This window comes from Methylotenera sp. (assembly GCF_029945705.1).
Lineage (GTDB): Bacteria > Pseudomonadota > Gammaproteobacteria > Burkholderiales > Methylophilaceae > Methylotenera.
In genome coordinates this window covers 31,745-50,048 of the sequence record NZ_JAQSDC010000036.1, presented here as the reverse complement: position 1 = coordinate 50,048, position 18,304 = coordinate 31,745, and the positions used below count along the sequence as shown (strand labels likewise).

17 protein-coding genes are annotated in these 18,304 nt (G+C 41.9%); 5 read left to right on the top strand and 12 right to left on the bottom strand.

From position 1 onward, the window contains the following. The first annotated feature begins 1 nt into the window (after position 1). From PSU78_RS06750 to PSU78_RS06730, 5 genes are read left to right on the top strand one after another with little or no spacing between them, the layout of a single operon-like run. Positions 2–424 carry a hypothetical protein gene (locus PSU78_RS06750; protein ID WP_300386126.1) on the top strand — a complete coding sequence of 141 codons (423 nt, stop codon included), beginning with the start codon at positions 2–4 and terminating at the stop codon, positions 422–424. A 58-nt stretch (positions 425–482) separates the two neighbouring features. After that, on the top strand, positions 483–1,658 hold the full coding sequence (locus tag PSU78_RS06745; RefSeq protein ID WP_300386123.1) for a PilW family protein: 1,176 nt from the start codon (positions 483–485) through the stop codon (positions 1,656–1,658). 24 nt (positions 1,659–1,682) lie between these two features. Next, entirely contained in the window at positions 1,683–2,291 is a 609-nt protein-coding gene (locus PSU78_RS06740; protein ID WP_300386119.1) for a hypothetical protein, read from the top strand. Positions 2,292–2,312: 21 nt separating this feature from the next. Further along, positions 2,313–6,002 carry a PilC/PilY family type IV pilus protein gene (locus tag PSU78_RS06735; RefSeq protein WP_300386116.1) on the top strand — a complete coding sequence of 1,230 codons (3,690 nt, stop codon included), beginning with the start codon at positions 2,313–2,315 and terminating at the stop codon, positions 6,000–6,002. Between the two features lie 19 nt (positions 6,003–6,021). After that, complete coding sequence (locus PSU78_RS06730; protein WP_300386113.1) at positions 6,022–6,669, top strand: hypothetical protein; 648 nt, start codon at positions 6,022–6,024, stop codon at positions 6,667–6,669. A 10-nt stretch (positions 6,670–6,679) separates the two neighbouring features. On the opposite strand, the gene PSU78_RS06725 is transcribed toward PSU78_RS06730, so the two are convergent. From PSU78_RS06725 to mrdA, 12 genes are all read right to left on the bottom strand, one after another. Further along, positions 6,680–7,183, bottom strand: a complete 504-nt coding sequence (locus PSU78_RS06725; RefSeq protein ID WP_300386110.1) for a Gx transporter family protein — start codon at positions 7,181–7,183, stop codon at positions 6,680–6,682. Between the two features lie 21 nt (positions 7,184–7,204). Next, entirely contained in the window at positions 7,205–7,621 is a 417-nt protein-coding gene (locus PSU78_RS06720) for a NusG domain II-containing protein (protein WP_300386107.1), read from the bottom strand. After that, positions 7,596–8,675: an FAD:protein FMN transferase gene (locus tag PSU78_RS06715; RefSeq protein WP_300386104.1), complete on the bottom strand. Its 1,080-nt coding sequence runs from the start codon at positions 8,673–8,675 to the stop codon at positions 7,596–7,598. Before PSU78_RS06715 ends, PSU78_RS06720 begins: the two co-directional genes overlap by 26 nt. Continuing rightward, a complete protein-coding gene (gshB, locus tag PSU78_RS06710) occupies positions 8,676–9,626 on the bottom strand; it encodes a glutathione synthase (RefSeq protein ID WP_300386101.1) in 951 nt (316 codons plus the stop codon). Positions 9,627–9,651: 25 nt separating this feature from the next. Beyond that, positions 9,652–10,947, bottom strand: a complete 1,296-nt coding sequence (gene gshA / locus PSU78_RS06705) for a glutamate--cysteine ligase (protein WP_300386098.1) — start codon at positions 10,945–10,947, stop codon at positions 9,652–9,654. A 72-nt stretch (positions 10,948–11,019) separates the two neighbouring features. Then, positions 11,020–11,985: a lipoyl synthase gene (lipA, locus tag PSU78_RS06700; protein WP_300386095.1), complete on the bottom strand. Its 966-nt coding sequence runs from the start codon at positions 11,983–11,985 to the stop codon at positions 11,020–11,022. Further along, positions 11,978–12,631: a lipoyl(octanoyl) transferase LipB gene (lipB, locus tag PSU78_RS06695; RefSeq protein ID WP_300386093.1), complete on the bottom strand. Its 654-nt coding sequence runs from the start codon at positions 12,629–12,631 to the stop codon at positions 11,978–11,980. Before lipB ends, lipA begins: the two co-directional genes overlap by 8 nt. Positions 12,632–12,675: 44 nt before the next feature. Further along, the gene (locus PSU78_RS06690) at positions 12,676–12,957 is read right to left on the bottom strand and encodes a DUF493 domain-containing protein (protein ID WP_300386091.1); all 282 of its coding nucleotides are present in this window, start codon (positions 12,955–12,957) and stop codon (positions 12,676–12,678) included. A 31-nt stretch (positions 12,958–12,988) separates the two neighbouring features. Continuing rightward, positions 12,989–14,161 (bottom strand): D-alanyl-D-alanine carboxypeptidase family protein, encoded by a 1,173-nt coding sequence (locus PSU78_RS06685; RefSeq protein WP_300386088.1) that lies wholly within the window; start codon positions 14,159–14,161, stop codon positions 12,989–12,991. A 27-nt stretch (positions 14,162–14,188) separates the two neighbouring features. After that, complete coding sequence (locus tag PSU78_RS06680) at positions 14,189–15,220, bottom strand: SPOR domain-containing protein (RefSeq protein ID WP_300386085.1); 1,032 nt, start codon at positions 15,218–15,220, stop codon at positions 14,189–14,191. 29 nt (positions 15,221–15,249) lie between these two features. Further along, on the bottom strand, positions 15,250–16,344 hold the full coding sequence (rodA, locus tag PSU78_RS06675) for a rod shape-determining protein RodA (RefSeq protein ID WP_300386082.1): 1,095 nt from the start codon (positions 16,342–16,344) through the stop codon (positions 15,250–15,252). Further along, positions 16,337–18,292: a penicillin-binding protein 2 gene (gene mrdA / locus PSU78_RS06670; RefSeq protein ID WP_300386079.1), complete on the bottom strand. Its 1,956-nt coding sequence runs from the start codon at positions 18,290–18,292 to the stop codon at positions 16,337–16,339. The genes rodA and mrdA overlap by 8 nt, the downstream gene beginning before the upstream one ends. Between the last annotated feature and the right edge of the window lie 12 nt (positions 18,293–18,304).

Here is an 18,304-nt window from a genome sequence, read left to right as displayed (position 1 = left end):
TATGAATAATAAGTATCGCAATTTAGGGAAAAATAATTCAGGTGCAGTTCTATTAGAGGTGCTTATTTCCATCCTACTTTTTGCTTTTGGTGTGCTTGGTTTGGTTGGGATGCAGACGATAGCTGCTCAAAACTCAATGAGTTCTCAAGATAGAGCGATTGCATCTATTTTAGCTAATGATATGGTCTCACAAATGTGGGCAAAGAAAACAAGCACAGTCGCTTCAACCGCGATATCGGGTGACATTGTGACTTGGAAAGCAAAAGTTCAGAATTCAATATTGTCGAATGCCACTTATCCAGCAACTGGCAATGTAGTTTCTGACGCCACGGGTGTGGCCACAGTTACCATCACATGGAAGGCGCCTACAAAGCTCAGTACAGACAACTTAAATAAGTACGAAACTAGTGTGTTTGTACAATAATGTCTACTGAAATTTTTTACAAAATTGTGACAAAGCAAAAGCTTAGGGATTTAGTTAAATGAAAATCTTTTTTAACACTCATTTGATACAGCGGCACGCATCTAAGCAGCAAGGGTTCTCTTTAGTCGAGCTTATGGTTGGTCTGGTGATAGGCTTGCTCATGTCACTTGTTGTTTATAATGTTTTGAATGTAAATGAAGGTAGAAAAAGAACTACCACCTCATTAAATGATGTTAACCAAGCTGGTAGTTATGCTATCTATCAATTAGACAAACAAATCAGAAGCGCTGGTAGTGGATTTACTAGCGGTGGTGATAAAGTTGGTGCGGATTACACTTTCGGCTGCCTACTTGATATGGCGTTGAGTGGTGGTCAGCTAACCCCTGCAACTACTTTTCCGGCACCATTTGCTTCAGTGGGTTCGGCGATTAGGGTTGCTCCGGTGATTATTTATGATGGTGCAGCAGGTGCTGGTGGAGATGTCATTATTGCCATGTCAGGGAACGCTGGACTAGGAGAGGCTCCAACTGGTTTTTCATCTTTAGCTACTACAGCTACACTTAAATTGGTCAATCAGGCGGGTATTCGCCCAAATGATGTATTGCTACTTGCAGATGCAGGAACAAGTATTTTGCCCTGCTTAGTACAGCAAGTAGCATCAACTTTTATCCCGGCTGCTGGCGGTAGTAATGTGACATTGGGGGGTAGTTACTATAGCGCGACCGTAAACTCTCGATCAGCTTCTGACTTTACAGCAACCTCTCAGGCGATAAATTTGGGCCAATCACCGAATCTAAACATGTTTGCAGTTGGCGCAAATAATACTTTAATGAGATATGACCTAATGCAAGCTAGGCAAACTAGTGCAGTTGCTGCATCTCCTAATCCTAGCGTGTATGTAGATAGTGTTTATCAACTACATGCACTATATGGTGTTGACACAATCCCGGCAAGCTCCTCATTAACGTGGGTTGCACCTACAGGAACATTCTCGGCTGCCAATTTGTTAACTGGCACACTAGCAGCAGCTGCAACCTTAAAAAGAATTAAAGCAATAAAGATAGGCGTTGTAATGCGCACCCCTTTGCTAGAGCGCCAAGCGGTGAGTGCTTCAACATTACAACTATTTAGTGACACAACATTGCCTATTACCGTAAATTTAAATCCCACAACTTACCGATATCGTTCGTTTGAAGCTGTGATTCCATTACGTAATTCTTTGATGTTGAAATAGCTAAACTACATTTAAAACTAAACCATGACTAATTCACAAAAAATCAATTTATCAAGTGCTAGAAGGCAATCCGGAGTAGTGCTTTTTATTACTCTAGTTGCTTTAGTAATTATGCTGATTGCAAGTGTTGCTTTAATTCGTTCTACTGACACAAATCTTTTAATTTCAGGTAGTTTGGCGTTTAAAAGAGATGTGGTAAATCAAGCTGAAAGAAGCATACCTGAAATCAAAGCTCAATTCACGACAGGTGCTTTGAATATTATTTCTGCTAGAGAGGTTGATAGCATAAGTAGTAACAACTATTACGCAACAATTCAACCAGGTAACTCTTTAGGTATTCCAAACGTATTATTAAACACAACAACCTTTGACAGCACGATGCCCAATAACAATATAGCTTATAGCAGTGCAGGCGTAACTATTCGTTATGTCATAGATCGCATGTGTCTGGCCACAGGTGCAATTTCAATTTCCAATTGTACAATTAGTGCCGCTAATACGGACCCTGGAGGAGGTAATCTTCAAATGCCAGATAAACTTTCTGGAACGGATGGTGTGATATATCGTATTAGCATCCGCGCGACAGGTCCTAAAAATACAGAAGCATTTATGCAATCAACATTTACTATTTAATTAGTTTATATCGAGAATCTTATGTTTAAACACATTAAAAAATTATTTGCACTCTCTACTTTGACTCTACCATTGCTCTCAATGGCTGCAACTGATCTAGCCGATAAGCCGATATTAACTGGAAATTCTGTTCAGGGGAATGTGGCTATCACCATTTCTGCAGAGTTTCCTACTGCGTTGGGGTCAGCGTATCAGGGGGCGTATAGCAATGCAATTGACTACATTGGCTATTTTGATAACAAAAAATGCTATGACTATAAAGGTGATGTGAACGTAGAGCTACGTTACTTTCAACCTAGAGTTGCTAATGCAGTCAATCATCAATGCCCAGCAAATACAGCATGGAGTGGTAATTTTCTTAACTATGCATTAACCCAGACCATAGACCCCTTAAGAAAAGCTTTGTCAGGTGGATATAGAAGTGTTGATACTGCCGGTTTGACAGTCCTAGAAAAAGCTTATGCGTCAGGACAAGGCGGGGGGGTTAATAGCCCATCAATTGCTGCCAACGCCAATTTATACACACCTTTTACTTGGACATCTATAAATTTAAGGATTAATGGATTAGGCAAAAAATTTAGAATTACCCAAAATGGTAATTTAAGTAATGCAGGTGTAGAAATAGGTACTACTGCAGTTGCTGTTATACCCATTGCCCCACCAAGTGCTAATCTCTATGAATTTTATGCTCGAGCAAATGTGTGTGTTGCAGGATTGCTAGAGGATAACTGTACGCAGTATGGTGGAAATTACAAGCCAACAGGGCAAATTCAGAAAAACTCAAAAAAACTTAATTTTGCAGCATTCGGTTATCTTAATGATGGCAATAAACTTAGAGATGGTGGAGTATTGCGAGCCAAAATGGCGCCTGTAGGTCCTTTGGTGGCTGTTCCTGGTGGAGTTGATACAATTAACCCGAACTCTGAATGGGACGCTGCAACAGGCATATTTAACACTAATCCTGACCCAGTAGATGCTGCAGCGAGTGGTGTGGCTAATAGTGGTGTAATTAATTATTTGAATAAATTTGGATTGACTGCGGGTACTTATAAAACTTACGACTCTGTGAGTGAGTTGTTTTACACGGCAAGTCGCTATTATCGAAATAAAGGTAATGTGGCAAGTTACACCAGCGGATTGACCCCAGCTATGATTGATGGGTTCCCAGTCATAACTGCATGGAACGACCCTATTAAGTATTCATGTCAAGCCAATTTTATTATTGGTATTGGCGATACCAATACTTGGAATGACGCTAACGTACCAGGAAGCACTTCTCGGGGAGCTGATGAACCTGCATTGCCAGCAGAAGTAACAGCAGACTTAGGCAACGGAGATATGTCGGCGGCCGCAACGGCATTAGTTAATAACCTAAATGCAGCGACTGCAACTAATAGAGTTGGTGTATTGCAAGGCACCCCCGCACCGTTAAGTAACTTTAATACAGGCGCTGGAAATGCTCGTTACTATATGGCAGGTATAGCTTATGATTTACATACACGTGATATTCGCCCTGACTTCGCAGGCAAACAAACTGTCACAACTTACTGGTTAGATGTGTTGGAAAGTGGTTTTAGAAATGATGGTGGTAATCGTTTTAACCAATTTTATCTAGCAGCTAAATTTGGTGGTTTTGATGTACCAAGTACTTTTGATCCTTATAACGCAGCCACACTAATGCCAGCCGTCACCACTTGGGATAAGAATAATGATGGCGACCCAGATAATTACTATCGAGCAAATAACCCAGCGGTTATGATTGCTGGTTTGGATAAAGCATTTGCGGATATTTTAAGTAAGCTGTCTGGCTCTTCGAATACTTTTGCCGTAACTAATCCTAGTATTTCAGCCGGAAGTATGAGTTTTGCTACAGGTTACAAGGCTGATGCTTGGACAGGAAATGTGGTAGGCAACACAGTAACATTCGCTAGCGGTGTCCCAGTTGAAACTTTCGCTTGGAATGCTTCAGATAAGTTAGATGCACAAGTGATAGGTACAGGCTGGAGTACGGCTAGAAAAATCGCCACATCAACATGTGTTTCAGGTACTTCAGGCACTCAAACTTGTACAGGGACTCCATTTAGATCAGCAAATTTAACGAGTTTGTTATCAAATTTTTCAGCTGTGACTACCGACCAGGCTAGTGCAGTTGATTTTCTGCGTGGCGATGCAAGCAATACAGGTTCGTCAGGTACAAAAAGCTTTAGAGTACGTACAAGTGTGCTGGGCGATATAGTTAACTCAAAAGTGGTTGCAATTGGGAAACCACGCGCTCCGTATACAGAGGAATTTAATCCAGGATATGTAGCATTTAAATTGGCAAATACAAATCGCTCAACTGTAGCTTATGTAGGCGCTAACGATGGTATGTTACATGCATTTAATGGCGTGCCTACTGGGGGTGATGAGTTATTTGCTTATGTACCAAATGCAGTCATTAAAGGTCCGACGAATACGCCTAATGATAATGGCATAGGTGTGCTTGCTAATCCTGCATATGAGCATAGATATTTTGTAGATGCTACACCAGCAATTAATGACTTAGACTTTTCATGTTCTGGCGTAAATACGGCATGTACTGGCGATTGGCACTCAGTGTTAATTGGCGGTTTAGGAAAGGGGGGTAATGCATATTATGCATTGGATGTAACTAATCCCGCAGGCATTACCAGCGAAGCTAGTTTAAGGACAAAAGTTTTGTGGGAGTTTACCCATAAAGATATGGGCTATACCTTTGGTAGGGCCGTTGTAGTTAAAACAGCAAAATATGGCTGGACTGCAATATTAACTTCTGGATATAACAATACAGATGGTAAGGGTTATTTTTTCTTAGTAAATCCTAAAACTGGCGCCTTACTAGAAAGCATTTCAACTGGAGAAGGTGATACGACAAACGATGCTGGCTTGGCAAATGCTAATGCATTTGTGAGCGACTATAGGAATGGATTGGCTGATGCTGCTTATGCAGGCGATGCTCTGGGTAATGTTTGGCGTTTAGATTTATCTGGCACTGGTGCGATTCCAGCACCAACTAAGATAGCGGCTTTTGGTTTGAGTCAACCAATTACCACTCCTCCTCTTATCGAAATTGATCAGAGTACTTCAAAGCGTTATGTTTTTGTAGGTACAGGTCGTATTCTAGCTGATAGTGATGTGAATAATACTCAAGCTCAATCTTTCTATGCTATTTTGGATGGTAATCAGACTCAACCATTTAGTTCTAGCACATTGCCAGCTAACGGTTCATACCCAGTGACCAGAAGCCAAATGGTAGATAATACAACTACGCTTGCTACCACTGGTGTAGTTGCTGATAATACAAAGCCGATGGGTTACTATATTGATTTAGGTAGTGAAAGTGGTTCAACATATAGAGTGAATATTGATATGGTAAGTTCTGCGGGTGTTGTGGCATTCATTGCAAACTCTTTAGGTGGAGATGCATGTAGTCCGTCAGGATTCTACAAAGTATATGCATTTACTTACGGTGGGGGTAAATCTGTTATTTTAAGTGGTAGCTCAATCGTAGATACAATCAAGCGTCCAGGGAGAGGTTCAGTATTAGTTCCAGAGAGAGAGGACGGTAATCCAAACAGCACTGGCATTGTGGTAGGTGATGACACTGGTAAGGGTACGAAAATCGATATTAATCAGCCTAGTGGAACAGGATTCAAGTTGCTAAATTGGCGAGAGCTTCCTTCATCTGATTAGTTAAATAACATTAAATTGCTTGATGAATGATAAGATACTTACTGCTTTAGTTGTCTCTGCTTTAATGCATGTTGCTCTAGTCTTGAACTTAAAATTTATTAACTGTAACTTATCTAAATATAATATAAAAGCTGAATTAACAGCTCCCAACTTGAGTACGGACGTACTTCAAGTTGGGTTTTTAGTTTTGAGTCAGCCTAAACCACAATCTATACAAAATGAGTTAGAGCTTACAGGTCATGATAGAAATAAAGAAGAAACACATGCTCAGTTCGAACGTAGTCAAGAGGTGCAGTTAGAACCTGAAATAATAGAGCATGGTCTACCGTTAAATAATGCAACGGTAAATACTTCTAATTCTGGAGATAAACTTACGAATAAACAGTATTACAAATCTAGTGAAGTTGATATGAGTGCAATTCCCATACACGGGATAGAACAACCAACAATGTTAAGTGGAAGTAAACTATTAGAGGTTTATCAGTTAAGAGTTTTTATTAGTAAAAATGGTATTGTAGACCGAGTGGTCAACCTCAATAAGGATAGAGACTCTCAACTTTTCTACTCTCAAGTCGAGGAGCAAGTTAAAAATCTAACGTTTATCCCAGCTAAAAAAAATGGTGTCGCAGTAGATAGCTATATTGATATTACTTTAGAAAATAAGTAATTCTAGCTTCCTAACTTTCAATAAGACTCTGAGTAATTAGACCGTTAATCAAGCCAAAAAATAAAGCCGCAACAGCAAAGATAGGAATCAAATAACTTACCCCAGCATTTGGAATTAACCATAAGTGCACAACAATTAACTGCCCTGCTATATGTGCGAATGCTGCAAATATACTTAAAGAGATTGGACTAAACCATCGCTTTGGTAAGTGCATCGCTAGCCATAAAACACATAGGCTTAATAAAGCGCCACTTAAGCTTAGTACGAATGTGGGGGATAAGAACTGCCCGAGTAACAAGCTGCTGGCAAATACACGCAAAATGCTTACCCACGCTGCTGTTGCAAAGCCATATTGGTATAACACATATAAAGTGACTATATTAGCGATGCCAGGTTTTACACCAGGTAGTGGTGATGGAATAACCGCTTCAACCATATGCAAAACAATTGCAATTGCTGCAAGTTTAGCGATGCGGTGGTCTTCTTCAGTGGTCTGAATCTGCGTGATTTTCAATGTGGCTGCTCTGTATTGGAGCTAATAATTAAGCGTGTCGTAAGGTTTTTTCTCACCAAGTAACTCCAAACTAATTTGGTTTGGTAGGCAAATTGCGGCTTGTCCTGCGTGAGTTAACCAGCCTTGATGCACGCAGTATTGCGTATGACAGGGTGATTTCGCAAACCTTGCTTTGCCTTGTGCGATGCTGATGGTTGCATCACCTAATTTCCCATGTACATAAATTTCGCGTTGTTGGTTTAGGCTGTAGGTTGCGTAAACTTGATCACCTAACCTGATTTGGACTTTGGTAGCATGTTCATTAGTCCACAAGGTTTGAAATAAATAAATGACACATAAGGTGCTGACTATCAGCACCAACCAGTCACCAGCCAGAAGTTCTTGAGTAAGGCATTTAAGTTGCGAGATTAAGTTATTGCAGCGTGGTAAATTTAACATTAGGGCTTAGCCAATTGAGTTTTGTCACCATACTCTTAGAAACAAAAATATTGGCTTGATCATCAATCACCATATAGTTTTCTACACCTAACTCTTGTGCTGCTTTGCTTCTGTTTTGAGGTGACTCAATAAAAATAGGTTTTGATGCCACATCCGACAATACACCTGCTTGCGTTTGATTAGCTGGTTGTGGCGGCACGAGTAATGTGACTGATTGCGTGTGTTGAGTTGGATATCCTGTACGAGGATCTATGATATGGCAGTAACGCTTACCATTTAGCATGAAATAGCGTTGGTAATCACCAGAAGTACCTACCGCCCAGCCATCGGGTAAATCGATGGTGGCAATGGCTGTGGGCGCTCGGGGGTGCTGTATCCCTACTCGCCAAGGCTTGTCGCCATGTTTGCCTATCGCAATAATGTTGCCACCTATGTTAATCAGTGCATTATTCACATGCTGTTTGCGTAAATATTGAGCTGCAAGGTCAAGTGCATAGCCTTTTGCATAGCCGCCTAAGTCAAGCTTTACCGCTGAATTCTTACTATAAGCCGTATTGTTTTCAAGTACGATGTCACTCATACTTGGGTCTGATTTGACGAGTTTTTTGATTATTCTGTCATTAATATCCACAGCAGTAAATTCATCGCGCTGAAAGCCCCAAGTGCCAATTAAATGGCCTATCGCGGGGTTAAATAAACCATGTGATTTAATCGATAGCGCTTTTGCGTCAGCTAGCATGGCTATTAGGTCGGGGCTAACATTTTTCAGCATTCGACCGCGCTCAAATGTCGAATTAAGTTGACCTAACTCGCTTGGCTTGCCTTCAGCGGTTGGTTTCCATGCGTGTAAGCGGTTATGCAGACTTTGGAAGTTTTGCAATATATGGTTGGAAAGTGAACTTGCGCGCTCTGCATTTTCACCATAAATACTAATGTCGACTAAAGTGCCAAAAACATAACTTTGCGTGTGGTAAAGCGGCTCTTCGCGCGCGAGCAGATAAGCGCCAAATGCGAGGGAGGCAACTAGTGCAATGATAATTTTTGGTTTGCGCATTTAAAATGCGGCATGCCGCTCCAAAGCGTCCACCATGATGCTAGCGGGGTTGCACGGCTCAGTTAAGTGGCTAGTTTGCTTGGCGATTTCAACCATGCCTGTGGGGCTAGTGACATTAATTTCAGTTAAATGCTCGCCAATTACGTCTAAACCCACTAAAAGAAAACCTTCAGCTTTAAGTACCTTACCTACTGTTGTGGCGATTTCTAAATCACGTTCACTTAGTAACTGTGCAACCCCTGTGCCGCCTGCGGCCAAGTTACCACGCGTTTCACCAGCTTTTGGAATGCGTGCTAATGAATAGGGCAAAGGAATGCCATCAATCAAGATGATACGTTTATCGCCTTGCAAAATTGCTGGTAAATAACGCTGTGCCATAATCGTGCGGCTGCCAAAGTCGGTAATGATTTCTAGTATCACACTGATATTGGGGTCAGTCAAATTTAACCTAAATATGCTACTGCCACCCATGCCATCAAGCGGTTTAACGACTATATCTTGGTGAGTATTTAAAAACTCCCTGATTAAACCATTATTAGCGGTGACTAAAAACTCAGGTGCAAATTGCGGAAAACGGGTAACGGATAGTTTTTCATTCCAACTACGAATTGCACTTGGATTGTTATAAATTTTTGCACCCTGATTAGCGGCTATTTCAAGTAAATAAGTGCTGTATAGATATTCATTATCAAATGGCGGGTCTTTGCGCATGATAATGCCATCAAAGTCTGCGGGTGCATATTCTATAGCCTCTTCAAGTGTGTAGATTTGTTCAGTAAAAGTGAATTTTTTCGCACTAATCCTTGCTGTTGCACCACGTAAAAATAGCTCATGCTGCATGCTGACAAACAACTCATGTCCGCGCATGCTTGCCTCTCGCATGATGGCTAAGCTAGTATCTTTGGCACTTTTGAGGCTCTCTAACGGGTCGAGAATGAAGTTGAATTTCATGTTTGTATACTCATAGTCACATGCTTTACTGGTTGAGCGGATCTTGTTCTTGCAACTCAATGGCGGCGGCTAATAAGGCCAAACGCGCCACAACGCCGTAAGCATAAAAGCGGTTAGGTGCAGCATCTGGCGCACCTGCGTAATCTGGCATGCTACAAGGTTTTTCAAAAGCTAATGGTACAAATTGTGAACCGGGTGCATTGAGATTTTCATCCACACCACGACCTGTATGTACACGGTAGAATCCACCAATCACAAAGTGGTCCATCATGTACACCACAGGTTCTGCAACAGCATCATTAATGCTCTCAAACGTATAAACGCCTTCTTGAATAATCACCTCTGAAACTTGCAAACCTTCTTTTACCACAGACATTTTATTACGAGCTTTACGATTTAAATCTCGTACATCATCGGGTGACTTCACCGTCATAATGCCCATGCCGTAAGTACCAGCATCGGCTTTTACAATGACAAATGGCTCTTGAGTTACACCGTATTGAGCGTATTTAATTTTGATTTTTGCCAATAACTCTTCTACTTTAAGCGCCAGACACTCTTCACCAGTCCGCGCATGGAAATCAATTTCACCACAGGTGTCAAAATATGGGTTTAATAACCACTCATCAATGCCAAGTAGCGCAGAGAACTCGCTTGCCACACGATTGTAGGCAGAAAAGTGTTGTGATTTACGGCGCGTGCTCCAGCCTGCGTGTAGCGGTGGGATTAAATTCTGTTCAAGATTTTCAAGAATGGCAGGAATACCTGCAGATAGGTCATTGTTAAGCAAAATCGCACAGCTATCAAAGTCGCCAAGCTCATTGTTGACGAGTTTAATGCGGTTGCCTACACGAACAACGGGTTCTAATAATAGCGTATGGCCATCATGAGTTTCTAACTTGGTAGGTTCTGTAATTTCAGGCGAAATAGAGCCAACTCTTACATCAAGACCTGCTTGTTTCATGATATTCACAAGCTCAACCACATTGCGTAGGTAGTAAGTGTTGCGTGTATGGTTTTCAGGGATGATGAGTAGTCGATGCGCTTCTGGACAGACTTTCTCAACCGCTACCATCGCTGCTTGAACGCTTAGTGGTAGGAAATCAGGATTAAGGTTGTTAAAGCCACCAGGGAATAAGTTGGTATCGACAGGGGCTAATTTAAAGCCTGAGTTGCGTAAATCTACACTGGCATAAAACGGTGAGGAATACTCCAGCCATTGCGAGCGAAACCAATGTTCGATTTTTGGCATGGCATCGAGCATGCTTTTTTCTAAGCTGAGTAAAGGGCCGTTAAGCGCGGTTGTTAAGTGTGGAACCATAGAATCTCTTTTCGGTATCTAGTTTAGGCTACTTTATCATCGCGACGTTTGAACAGGCTTTTGTATGCCTTTTTAAATGACTTCATGTGCTTGAACGTCCGCGTGATAACTGCTTCTTACCATGGGGCCACTAGCCGTATTATTAAAGCCCATCACATCAGCTTTTTCTTTTAATTTTTCAAATGATGCAGGTTCTACATAGCGCATGACAGGCAAGTGATGCACGCTAGGCTGTAAGTATTGACCTAAGGTTAGCATACTGACGTTGTGCGCACGTAAGTCTGCCATGACCTCTAAAATTTCTTCGTCAGTCTCACCCAAACCCAACATTAAGCCCGATTTTGTTGGGACTTCTGGGTACATTTCGCCAAAGGTTTTTAATAGCTGTAATGAATTTTGATAGTCTGAACCTGGTCTTGCTTGTTTATACAGGCGAGGAATGGTCTCAAGATTGTGATTCATCACATCAGGTGGCGCATTTCGCAGAATTTCCATCGCAACATCTAAACGACCACGAAAATCTGGAACGAGGATCTCAATTTTAATATTGGGTGATTGCGCACGCACAGCCTGTATGCAATCTACAAAGTGTTGCGCGCCGCCATCTTTTAAGTCATCGCGATCCACACTAGTAATCACCACGTACTTGAGTTTCATTTGTGCAATCGTGCGCGCTAAGTTCTCTGGTTCATTTACGTCAGGTGGCAGAGGTTTGCCGTGTGCAACATCACAAAATGGGCAGCGGCGAGTACAAATGTCACCTAGAATCATAAAGGTGGCAGTACCGCCACTAAAGCATTCGCCGATATTTGGGCAACTGGCTTCTTCACATACTGTATGAAGATTATTCTCTCGTAGAATCTTTTTAATTTCTTGGTAGCGTGCTGAATCAGGCGCTTTCATGCGTATCCACTCAGGCTTGCGCAGCATAGGCATTGGAATAATTTTGATAGGAATGCGTGAGGTTTTCGCACTATCAATTTCTTTTACACCAGCTATTTTTGATATTTTAATATTTAACGTATTTACGTCAGTCATTTGTATTTCCATTTACTAAATTATTTTGTGAGCCAAGATTTGTCATGAGTATGTTCAGTAACAACTCACTGATGGTTTCTACATTGGCGTTGATGCCTAATGCTTTAGTTTGCGTGACTTTTAAGCCCACGTAGCCACATGGGTCAATGGCATCGAACGGCGATAAGTCCATGTTTATATTTAAACTTAAGCCATGATAACAGCAATTATTTTTGATGCGTAATCCAAGCGCTGCTATTTTGGCCTCTTCAACATATACACCTGGCGCATCAGCTTTTGAGACGGCCTGTTTGCCAAAATTGTTGAGTAGTTCTATGACAGAGTTTTCGAGCAAACTCACCAGTTTACGGATGTTTAGATTGCCACGTTTTAAGTCAAACAGCACGTAAATAATCAGCTGACCAGGCCCGTGATAAGTGATTTTTCCACCTCGGTCAGTTGGCACCAAAGGAATATTATTTCGAACGGGTAAACGCACATTTTTACGATTCAGCCCCAACGTATACACGACCGAATGCTCAGTCAACCAAAGCTCATCTGGCGTGTTTGCGGTGCGTTCTGCGGTAAACTTTTGCATGGCATGCCAAGTAGCTTCAAAATCAGTAAGCCCTAGCTGCCTGATTAAGAAAGGTGGCTGCACAGTCATTGGTTTTAGTCTGGTGAAATTACTTTAAAAATGATGTGATAGTTTTAAAGCGCAAATTTTACTAAAGGGTGTGCACTGATTAAACGATAAATATCGTCTAATTGCACTTGTGACTCGACATGCACAGTGCAGGTGAGACTGGTATATTTACCAGAAGAGCTTATCCTAGATTCAATATTTTCAGGGTTGAACGTCGGTACTATTGTTTGGATAAGCAAAATCACAGTCTCGGGAAACTGGCTCTCCGTCTTCCCCATGACTTTAATTGGAAAGTCACTTGGGAAGTCAATTAATGGGGGGGCGGTGTGAGGTTCTATATCAGCCATGGTGTTTAGCCTAGTAAATTTGCAGTAATACTTATTGCATTAATAGTTTAATTGAATCCCAAGCGCGCCCTAAAATACCTGCGCCATCAATAGATTTTGCGGCAACTAAACTGCGCTCTTCTATTGTTTTGCCATTGAGTGTGAATTTCACAGTGCCGATTACTTGACCTTTTTTAATGGGTGCAATCAACGGTTGAGTGCTAGACATAACCGCTTTAACGTTCGCATAGTCACCCTTTGGAACAGTTACATACAAATCGTTAGCGACGGTTGAAGCTACTTGATTTTCAGCACCTTTCCATACTTTAAGCTGGTTAATACTTTGTCCTTGTTTGTAGATTAATTTTGAATCAAAGTATTGGAAACCATAATTAAGTAGTTTTTGGCTTTCGCTTGCTCGTGCCGAATCTGTTGGCGCACCTAGCACTACAGAAATTCGACGAATACCATCTCGTTTTGCTGATGCAATTAAACAAAAACCTGCAGTTTCAGTATGGCCAGTTTTCATGCCGTCCACATTAGGGTCTGACCATAATAAGCGATTGCGATTAGGCTGAGTGATTTTGTTATAGGTATATTCTTTTATTGAATATAAACGCTGATATTGGTCTGGGAAGTCACGTATCAGTGCGGTAGCAAGCGTAGCCAAATCGTCAGCTGTAGTGAAGTGCTGAGCATCTGGTAAGCCTGTTGCATTCATATAATGCGTATTTTTCATGCCCAATCTTGCGGCTTCTTTGTTCATCATATCTGCAAACTGTGGCTCAGTCCCTGCAATACCTTCTGCTAGTGCGATAGAGGAGTCATTGCCGGATTGAATAATCATTCCGTGTAAAAGTTCGTCTACAGTGACAGGTTTGTTAGGTTCAATAAACATTTTTGAACCTTCAACTTTCCAAGCTTTTTCGCTGACTGGTAGCGTCTGTGTCAGTGATAGGTGTCCATTTTTAAGTGCTTTAAAGCTTAAATATGCAGTCATGATTTTAGTCAGTGACGCAGGCTCAATACGCATACTGCTATTTTGTGACGCGATCACATAGTTGCTATTAAAATCTTTAAGTAAATAGGCCTTAACCGCCAGGTTTGGTGGCGGCGCAATTTGCGCACTTTCAGCCTGAGCTACTGAAGAAAGAGCCAGCGCAGTTGTGCTAAGCACAAAAGCACATAAAATATTTTTTAATGGAGTTGAAGTCAGTTTTTGCATGTAATTATGTTTTGATGATTTGATTGATTAATTAGTGACACGTGCGGCAATGTTTAATTGTCTGCGGATGTTTGCAGCCGAAACGTCGGCTTCAGATTTACTGGTATATGGCCCAAGTTTTACGCGATACAGACCACTATTATACACGTTAGCTACCCCTACATTTTCGCCCAGATCTAAACTTTGGATTTTTTTCTGTAATAGATCACCATTCGCTTCATTCTTAAAAGCACCTACCTGAACATAGAATTGTGAGCTTAGTGTGCTGGTAGCAGTTGTCGTTATTGCAGGCGCTGCTTCAATCGCAGCATTTTGAGCCATAGGGGAGACATTGCTTGGCGGTGTGCTTTCAGAAGATAGATTCTGAGGCGCGGCAGCTGTTTGTATTGGTGCATCAGTCGAAATTTTACGCAAAGCCTCAGGGCTCGTATCTATCGTTTCTACTTCAACCAAGCCACTGCCTTGTTTAATTAAGCGCAATTGATAAGCGGCAGCGTAAGATAAATCGATAAGACGATCCCGTTTAAATGGCCCTCTATCATTAATGCGCACGATGACGGAGCGACCATTGGCTGTGTTAGTGACCTTTGCGTAGCTAGGAATCGGCCAGACAGTATGTGCGGCAGTCATGGCGTACATGTCATACACTTCACCTGTTGAAGTTTTTTTGCCATGGAAGCGTTTACCATACCAAGAAGCAATGCCTTGTTTTTTATAAGGCACGTAGCTAGTCATGGGCGTGTATTGCTGACCCAATGCCAAGTATGGCTTATTTGAACGTTTGTAAGGCTGCTCCGTTTTTAATGTAGCACCCGGAATGCTATCTATATTCGCTGGGGCATTTTCACCTGGACCATCATCGAGGTAATAGCCGCCTGAGCCTGGTTTAGGTTCAGGTGTTGTTGCTGGTTTATTGCTTGATTCGTTGTTCGGTGAGGTTGGTGTTTGTTTTGTTGGTGTAGAAGCGGTAGGCGCTTTAGTGGCAGATTTGAGCGGCGGATTCTGTCCGCAAGCCGCCAACAGTGCGGTAATTACCAGTATTAATAAGGGAGAACGCATCAATTGATGGTTTGAAATATTGAAATTCATTAAGTGGCTACCAATTTTTTGTGGGTATGTATGCTCATTAAAATGCCTAAGCTAAGGCATAGCGTTACCATGGAAGTTCCACCATAGCTAATTAACGGCAATGGTACACCTACCACGGGTAAAATGCCGCTCACCATGCCCATATTCACAAATGCATAAGTAAAAAAGGTAAGCGTGATGCTACCTGCTAATAGCCTTGCAAAAGTGCTCTGCGCCTGAGATGCAATGACTAATCCACGTAGAATAATCAAAGTAAATAATAGCAGGAGCAATAAATTACCTAATAATCCGAACTCTTCACCGAATACAGCAAAAATAAAGTCAGTTGTACGTTCTGGTAAAAAGTCTAACTGAGCTTGCGTGCCGTTTAGCCAGCCTTTACCCGCGGTGCCTCCTGAGCCAATTGCAATAATAGCTTGTATGGTATGGTAACCAGCGCCAAGTGGGTCTTGTGTAGGGTCTAGTAAAATTTCGATACGCTTACGTTGATAATCATGCAACATCGACCACAAAATTGGCGTAGATGCGGCAAATAATACTGCGCTACCCAATAGTAATCTCCAGCTTAATCCCGCTAAAAATAACACATAAAAGCCTGATGCAGTAATCAGCAATGATGTGCCTAAATCAGGCTGTTTCATAATTAAAGCGACAGGTACTAATAATAATAAACCGCCTATGGCAAAATCGGCCATTTTAGGTTTACCTTCTTGCTTAGAAAAATACCAAGCAAGCATCATTGGCATGGCAATTCGCATAATTTCAGACGGTTGAATTTTAGTAAAACCTAGGTTAAGCCAGCGCTGTGCACCGTGACTAATCGAGCCAAATAGTGCGACTGCGATTAATAGCAGTACGCCAAAAATATAAAGTGGAAGTGCAACACGCTCTAGTTGGTTTGGCGCAATATTGGCTGCTATCCACATAAAGCTTAAGGCAACCACGATGTTAATGCCTTGCCCGTATATGCGAGCAACACTTTGCCCAGATGCGCTATACAGCACGAATAAACCTACCATTAAGGTGAAAAACAAACACACCATGAGGAATGGGTCGATGTGTTTGAGAAATTGCTTTAACAGTTTACTAATCATGCAATTCTTCTTCTGGCACTGGTTGAGTTGCCGCTGCACCTAATGCATTATTAGGTGGTTTTGTCGGTACTTTTTTATCATCCTTGGCTTGTTCAGGCACAGGTATTTTACCTAATAGATAGTAATCCATTACTTTTCTGGCGATTGGTCCTGCTGTGGTGCCGCCGTGATTACCATTTTCTACAATGACCGCAATCGCGATTGTCGGGTCTTCAGCTGGAGCGTAGGCTATAAATAAAGCATGGTCGCGATGGCGTTCATCAATGCTACTAGCATTATATTTTGCATTTTGTTTGATACCAATCACTTGAGCTGTACCTGTTTTTGCAGCAATGGCATATGGCGCATTTGCACCCACGGCGGCTGCGGTACCGCCAGGTTGCGTTACCGCAATCATGCCACGTTTAACAATATCAATATTTTCAGGTTTTAGTGGAATAGTATCTTGCACGACTAATGGTAGCGTTTGCGTTTCATTGCTAATGGCTTTTTGAATCTTTGCGACTAAATGCGGTTTCATAGCCACACCATTGTTTGCCAATGTCGCCGTGGCTTGCGCTAGCTGCAAAGGTGTCACCAAGGTGTAGCCTTGACCGATACCAACTATGACGGTCTCGCCCTGATACCAAGGCTGTTTAAAGCGCCGCATTTTCCACTCTGGTGTTGGTAATAGCCCTGCATTTTCACCTTGAATGTCTATGCCAGTTTTCCTGCCAAAGTTAAAGTGTCTGACAAAGTCTGTCAGTTTATCAATCCCTAATTCCAATGCTAGACCATAGAAAAAAGTGTCACAAGATATTGTGATGGCGCGCTGCATGTCTACCATGCCGTGACCTGTGGGTTTCCAGTCTCTATATTTATGCACACTATTGGCTAAAGTAAAGTAACCGGGATCGCTGATGCTAAAAGGTGGAACGCGTTTGTCATTTTCTAGCCCAGCCATTGCAACAAAGGGCTTGAAAGTAGAGCCTGGCGGATAAATGCCGCGTATGGGTCGATTAATCAGTGGCTTATCTAAAGAGTCATTGAGTAGCCTCCAATTTTCCACATCAATGCCATCTACAAACATATTGGGGTCAAAAGTCGGCTGGCTAACGTAGCTCAGTACTTCACCCGTTTTTGGGTTAATGGCGACTAATGCACCGCGATGTTCACCAAAAGCAGTTTCAGCAATCTCTTGAATTTTGCTATCAATCGTTAAAACAAGGTTGCTGCCAGGCACAGGTGGTGTGCTTGATAATACTCGCACTGCACGACCATCAGCATCAATTTCTACTTGTTGAAACCCTGTGGTGCCATGCAGTTGGCGTTCATAAAACTGCTCTATGCCGCTTTTGCCTACATGGTCAGAGCCTTTGTAGTTAGAAAGATCGCCATTTTTTTCAAGACTCTCTAAATCTTTATCGTTGATGCGTCCTATGTACCCCACCATGTGCGCGCCTAGCTTGCCTAGTGGGTAGTGCCTAAATAATCGCGACTTGATTTCCACTCCTGGGAATCGATAGTGGTTAACCGCAAAACTGGCAGCTTCAACTTCATTTAAGTGCGTACGAATAGGTACACTTTCAAAATTGCGGCTTTCTTCTCTAAGTTTGTTAAAGCGCTTTCGGTCTAATGAGCTGACTTCTACCAACTTACTGACTTCGGAAATAGTTTTTTCCAGATCATCTACCTTGGATGGGGTGATTTCTAAAGTGTAGACGAAAAAGTTATGGGCAAGGACCACGCCATTCTTATCTAGAATCAAACCACGGTTAGGCACAATTGGCACGAGTGAAATGCGATTATTTTCAGCCAACGTTTGATAGTGTTTATATTGCTTGATTTGCAAATAAGAGAAACGTAGCGCTAGCACGCCAAATAGCGCTATTACAACAAAACCTGTGAAGCCTAATCTCAGCTTAAAGTAATATTGTTCGTGCTGAAAGTTCTTCAGTTCAGCGCGCATAGTTAAATGCCA

Bases quoted from the DNA above. Each gene is read 5' to 3' on its own strand.
- PSU78_RS06750 (WP_300386126.1), top strand. From the start codon at position 2: ATGAATAATAAGTATCGCAATTTAGGGAAAAATAATTCAGGTGCAGTT.
- PSU78_RS06745 (WP_300386123.1), top strand. From the start codon at position 483: ATGAAAATCTTTTTTAACACTCATTTGATACAGCGGCACGCATCTAAG.
- PSU78_RS06740 (WP_300386119.1), top strand. From the start codon at position 1,683: ATGACTAATTCACAAAAAATCAATTTATCAAGTGCTAGAAGGCAATCC.
- PSU78_RS06735 (WP_300386116.1), top strand. From the start codon at position 2,313: ATGTTTAAACACATTAAAAAATTATTTGCACTCTCTACTTTGACTCTA.
- PSU78_RS06720 (WP_300386107.1), bottom strand. From the start codon at position 7,621: ATGTTAAATTTACCACGCTGCAATAACTTAATCTCGCAACTTAAATGC.
- PSU78_RS06715 (WP_300386104.1), bottom strand. From the start codon at position 8,675: ATGCGCAAACCAAAAATTATCATTGCACTAGTTGCCTCCCTCGCATTT.
- gshB (WP_300386101.1), bottom strand. From the start codon at position 9,626: ATGAAATTCAACTTCATTCTCGACCCGTTAGAGAGCCTCAAAAGTGCC.
- gshA (WP_300386098.1), bottom strand. From the start codon at position 10,947: ATGGTTCCACACTTAACAACCGCGCTTAACGGCCCTTTACTCAGCTTA.
- lipA (WP_300386095.1), bottom strand. From the start codon at position 11,985: ATGACTGACGTAAATACGTTAAATATTAAAATATCAAAAATAGCTGGT.
- lipB (WP_300386093.1), bottom strand. From the start codon at position 12,631: ATGACTGTGCAGCCACCTTTCTTAATCAGGCAGCTAGGGCTTACTGAT.
- PSU78_RS06690 (WP_300386091.1), bottom strand. From the start codon at position 12,957: ATGGCTGATATAGAACCTCACACCGCCCCCCCATTAATTGACTTCCCA.
- PSU78_RS06685 (WP_300386088.1), bottom strand. From the start codon at position 14,161: ATGCAAAAACTGACTTCAACTCCATTAAAAAATATTTTATGTGCTTTT.
- PSU78_RS06680 (WP_300386085.1), bottom strand. From the start codon at position 15,220: ATGCGTTCTCCCTTATTAATACTGGTAATTACCGCACTGTTGGCGGCT.
- rodA (WP_300386082.1), bottom strand. From the start codon at position 16,344: ATGATTAGTAAACTGTTAAAGCAATTTCTCAAACACATCGACCCATTC.
- mrdA (WP_300386079.1), bottom strand. From the start codon at position 18,292: ATGCGCGCTGAACTGAAGAACTTTCAGCACGAACAATATTACTTTAAG.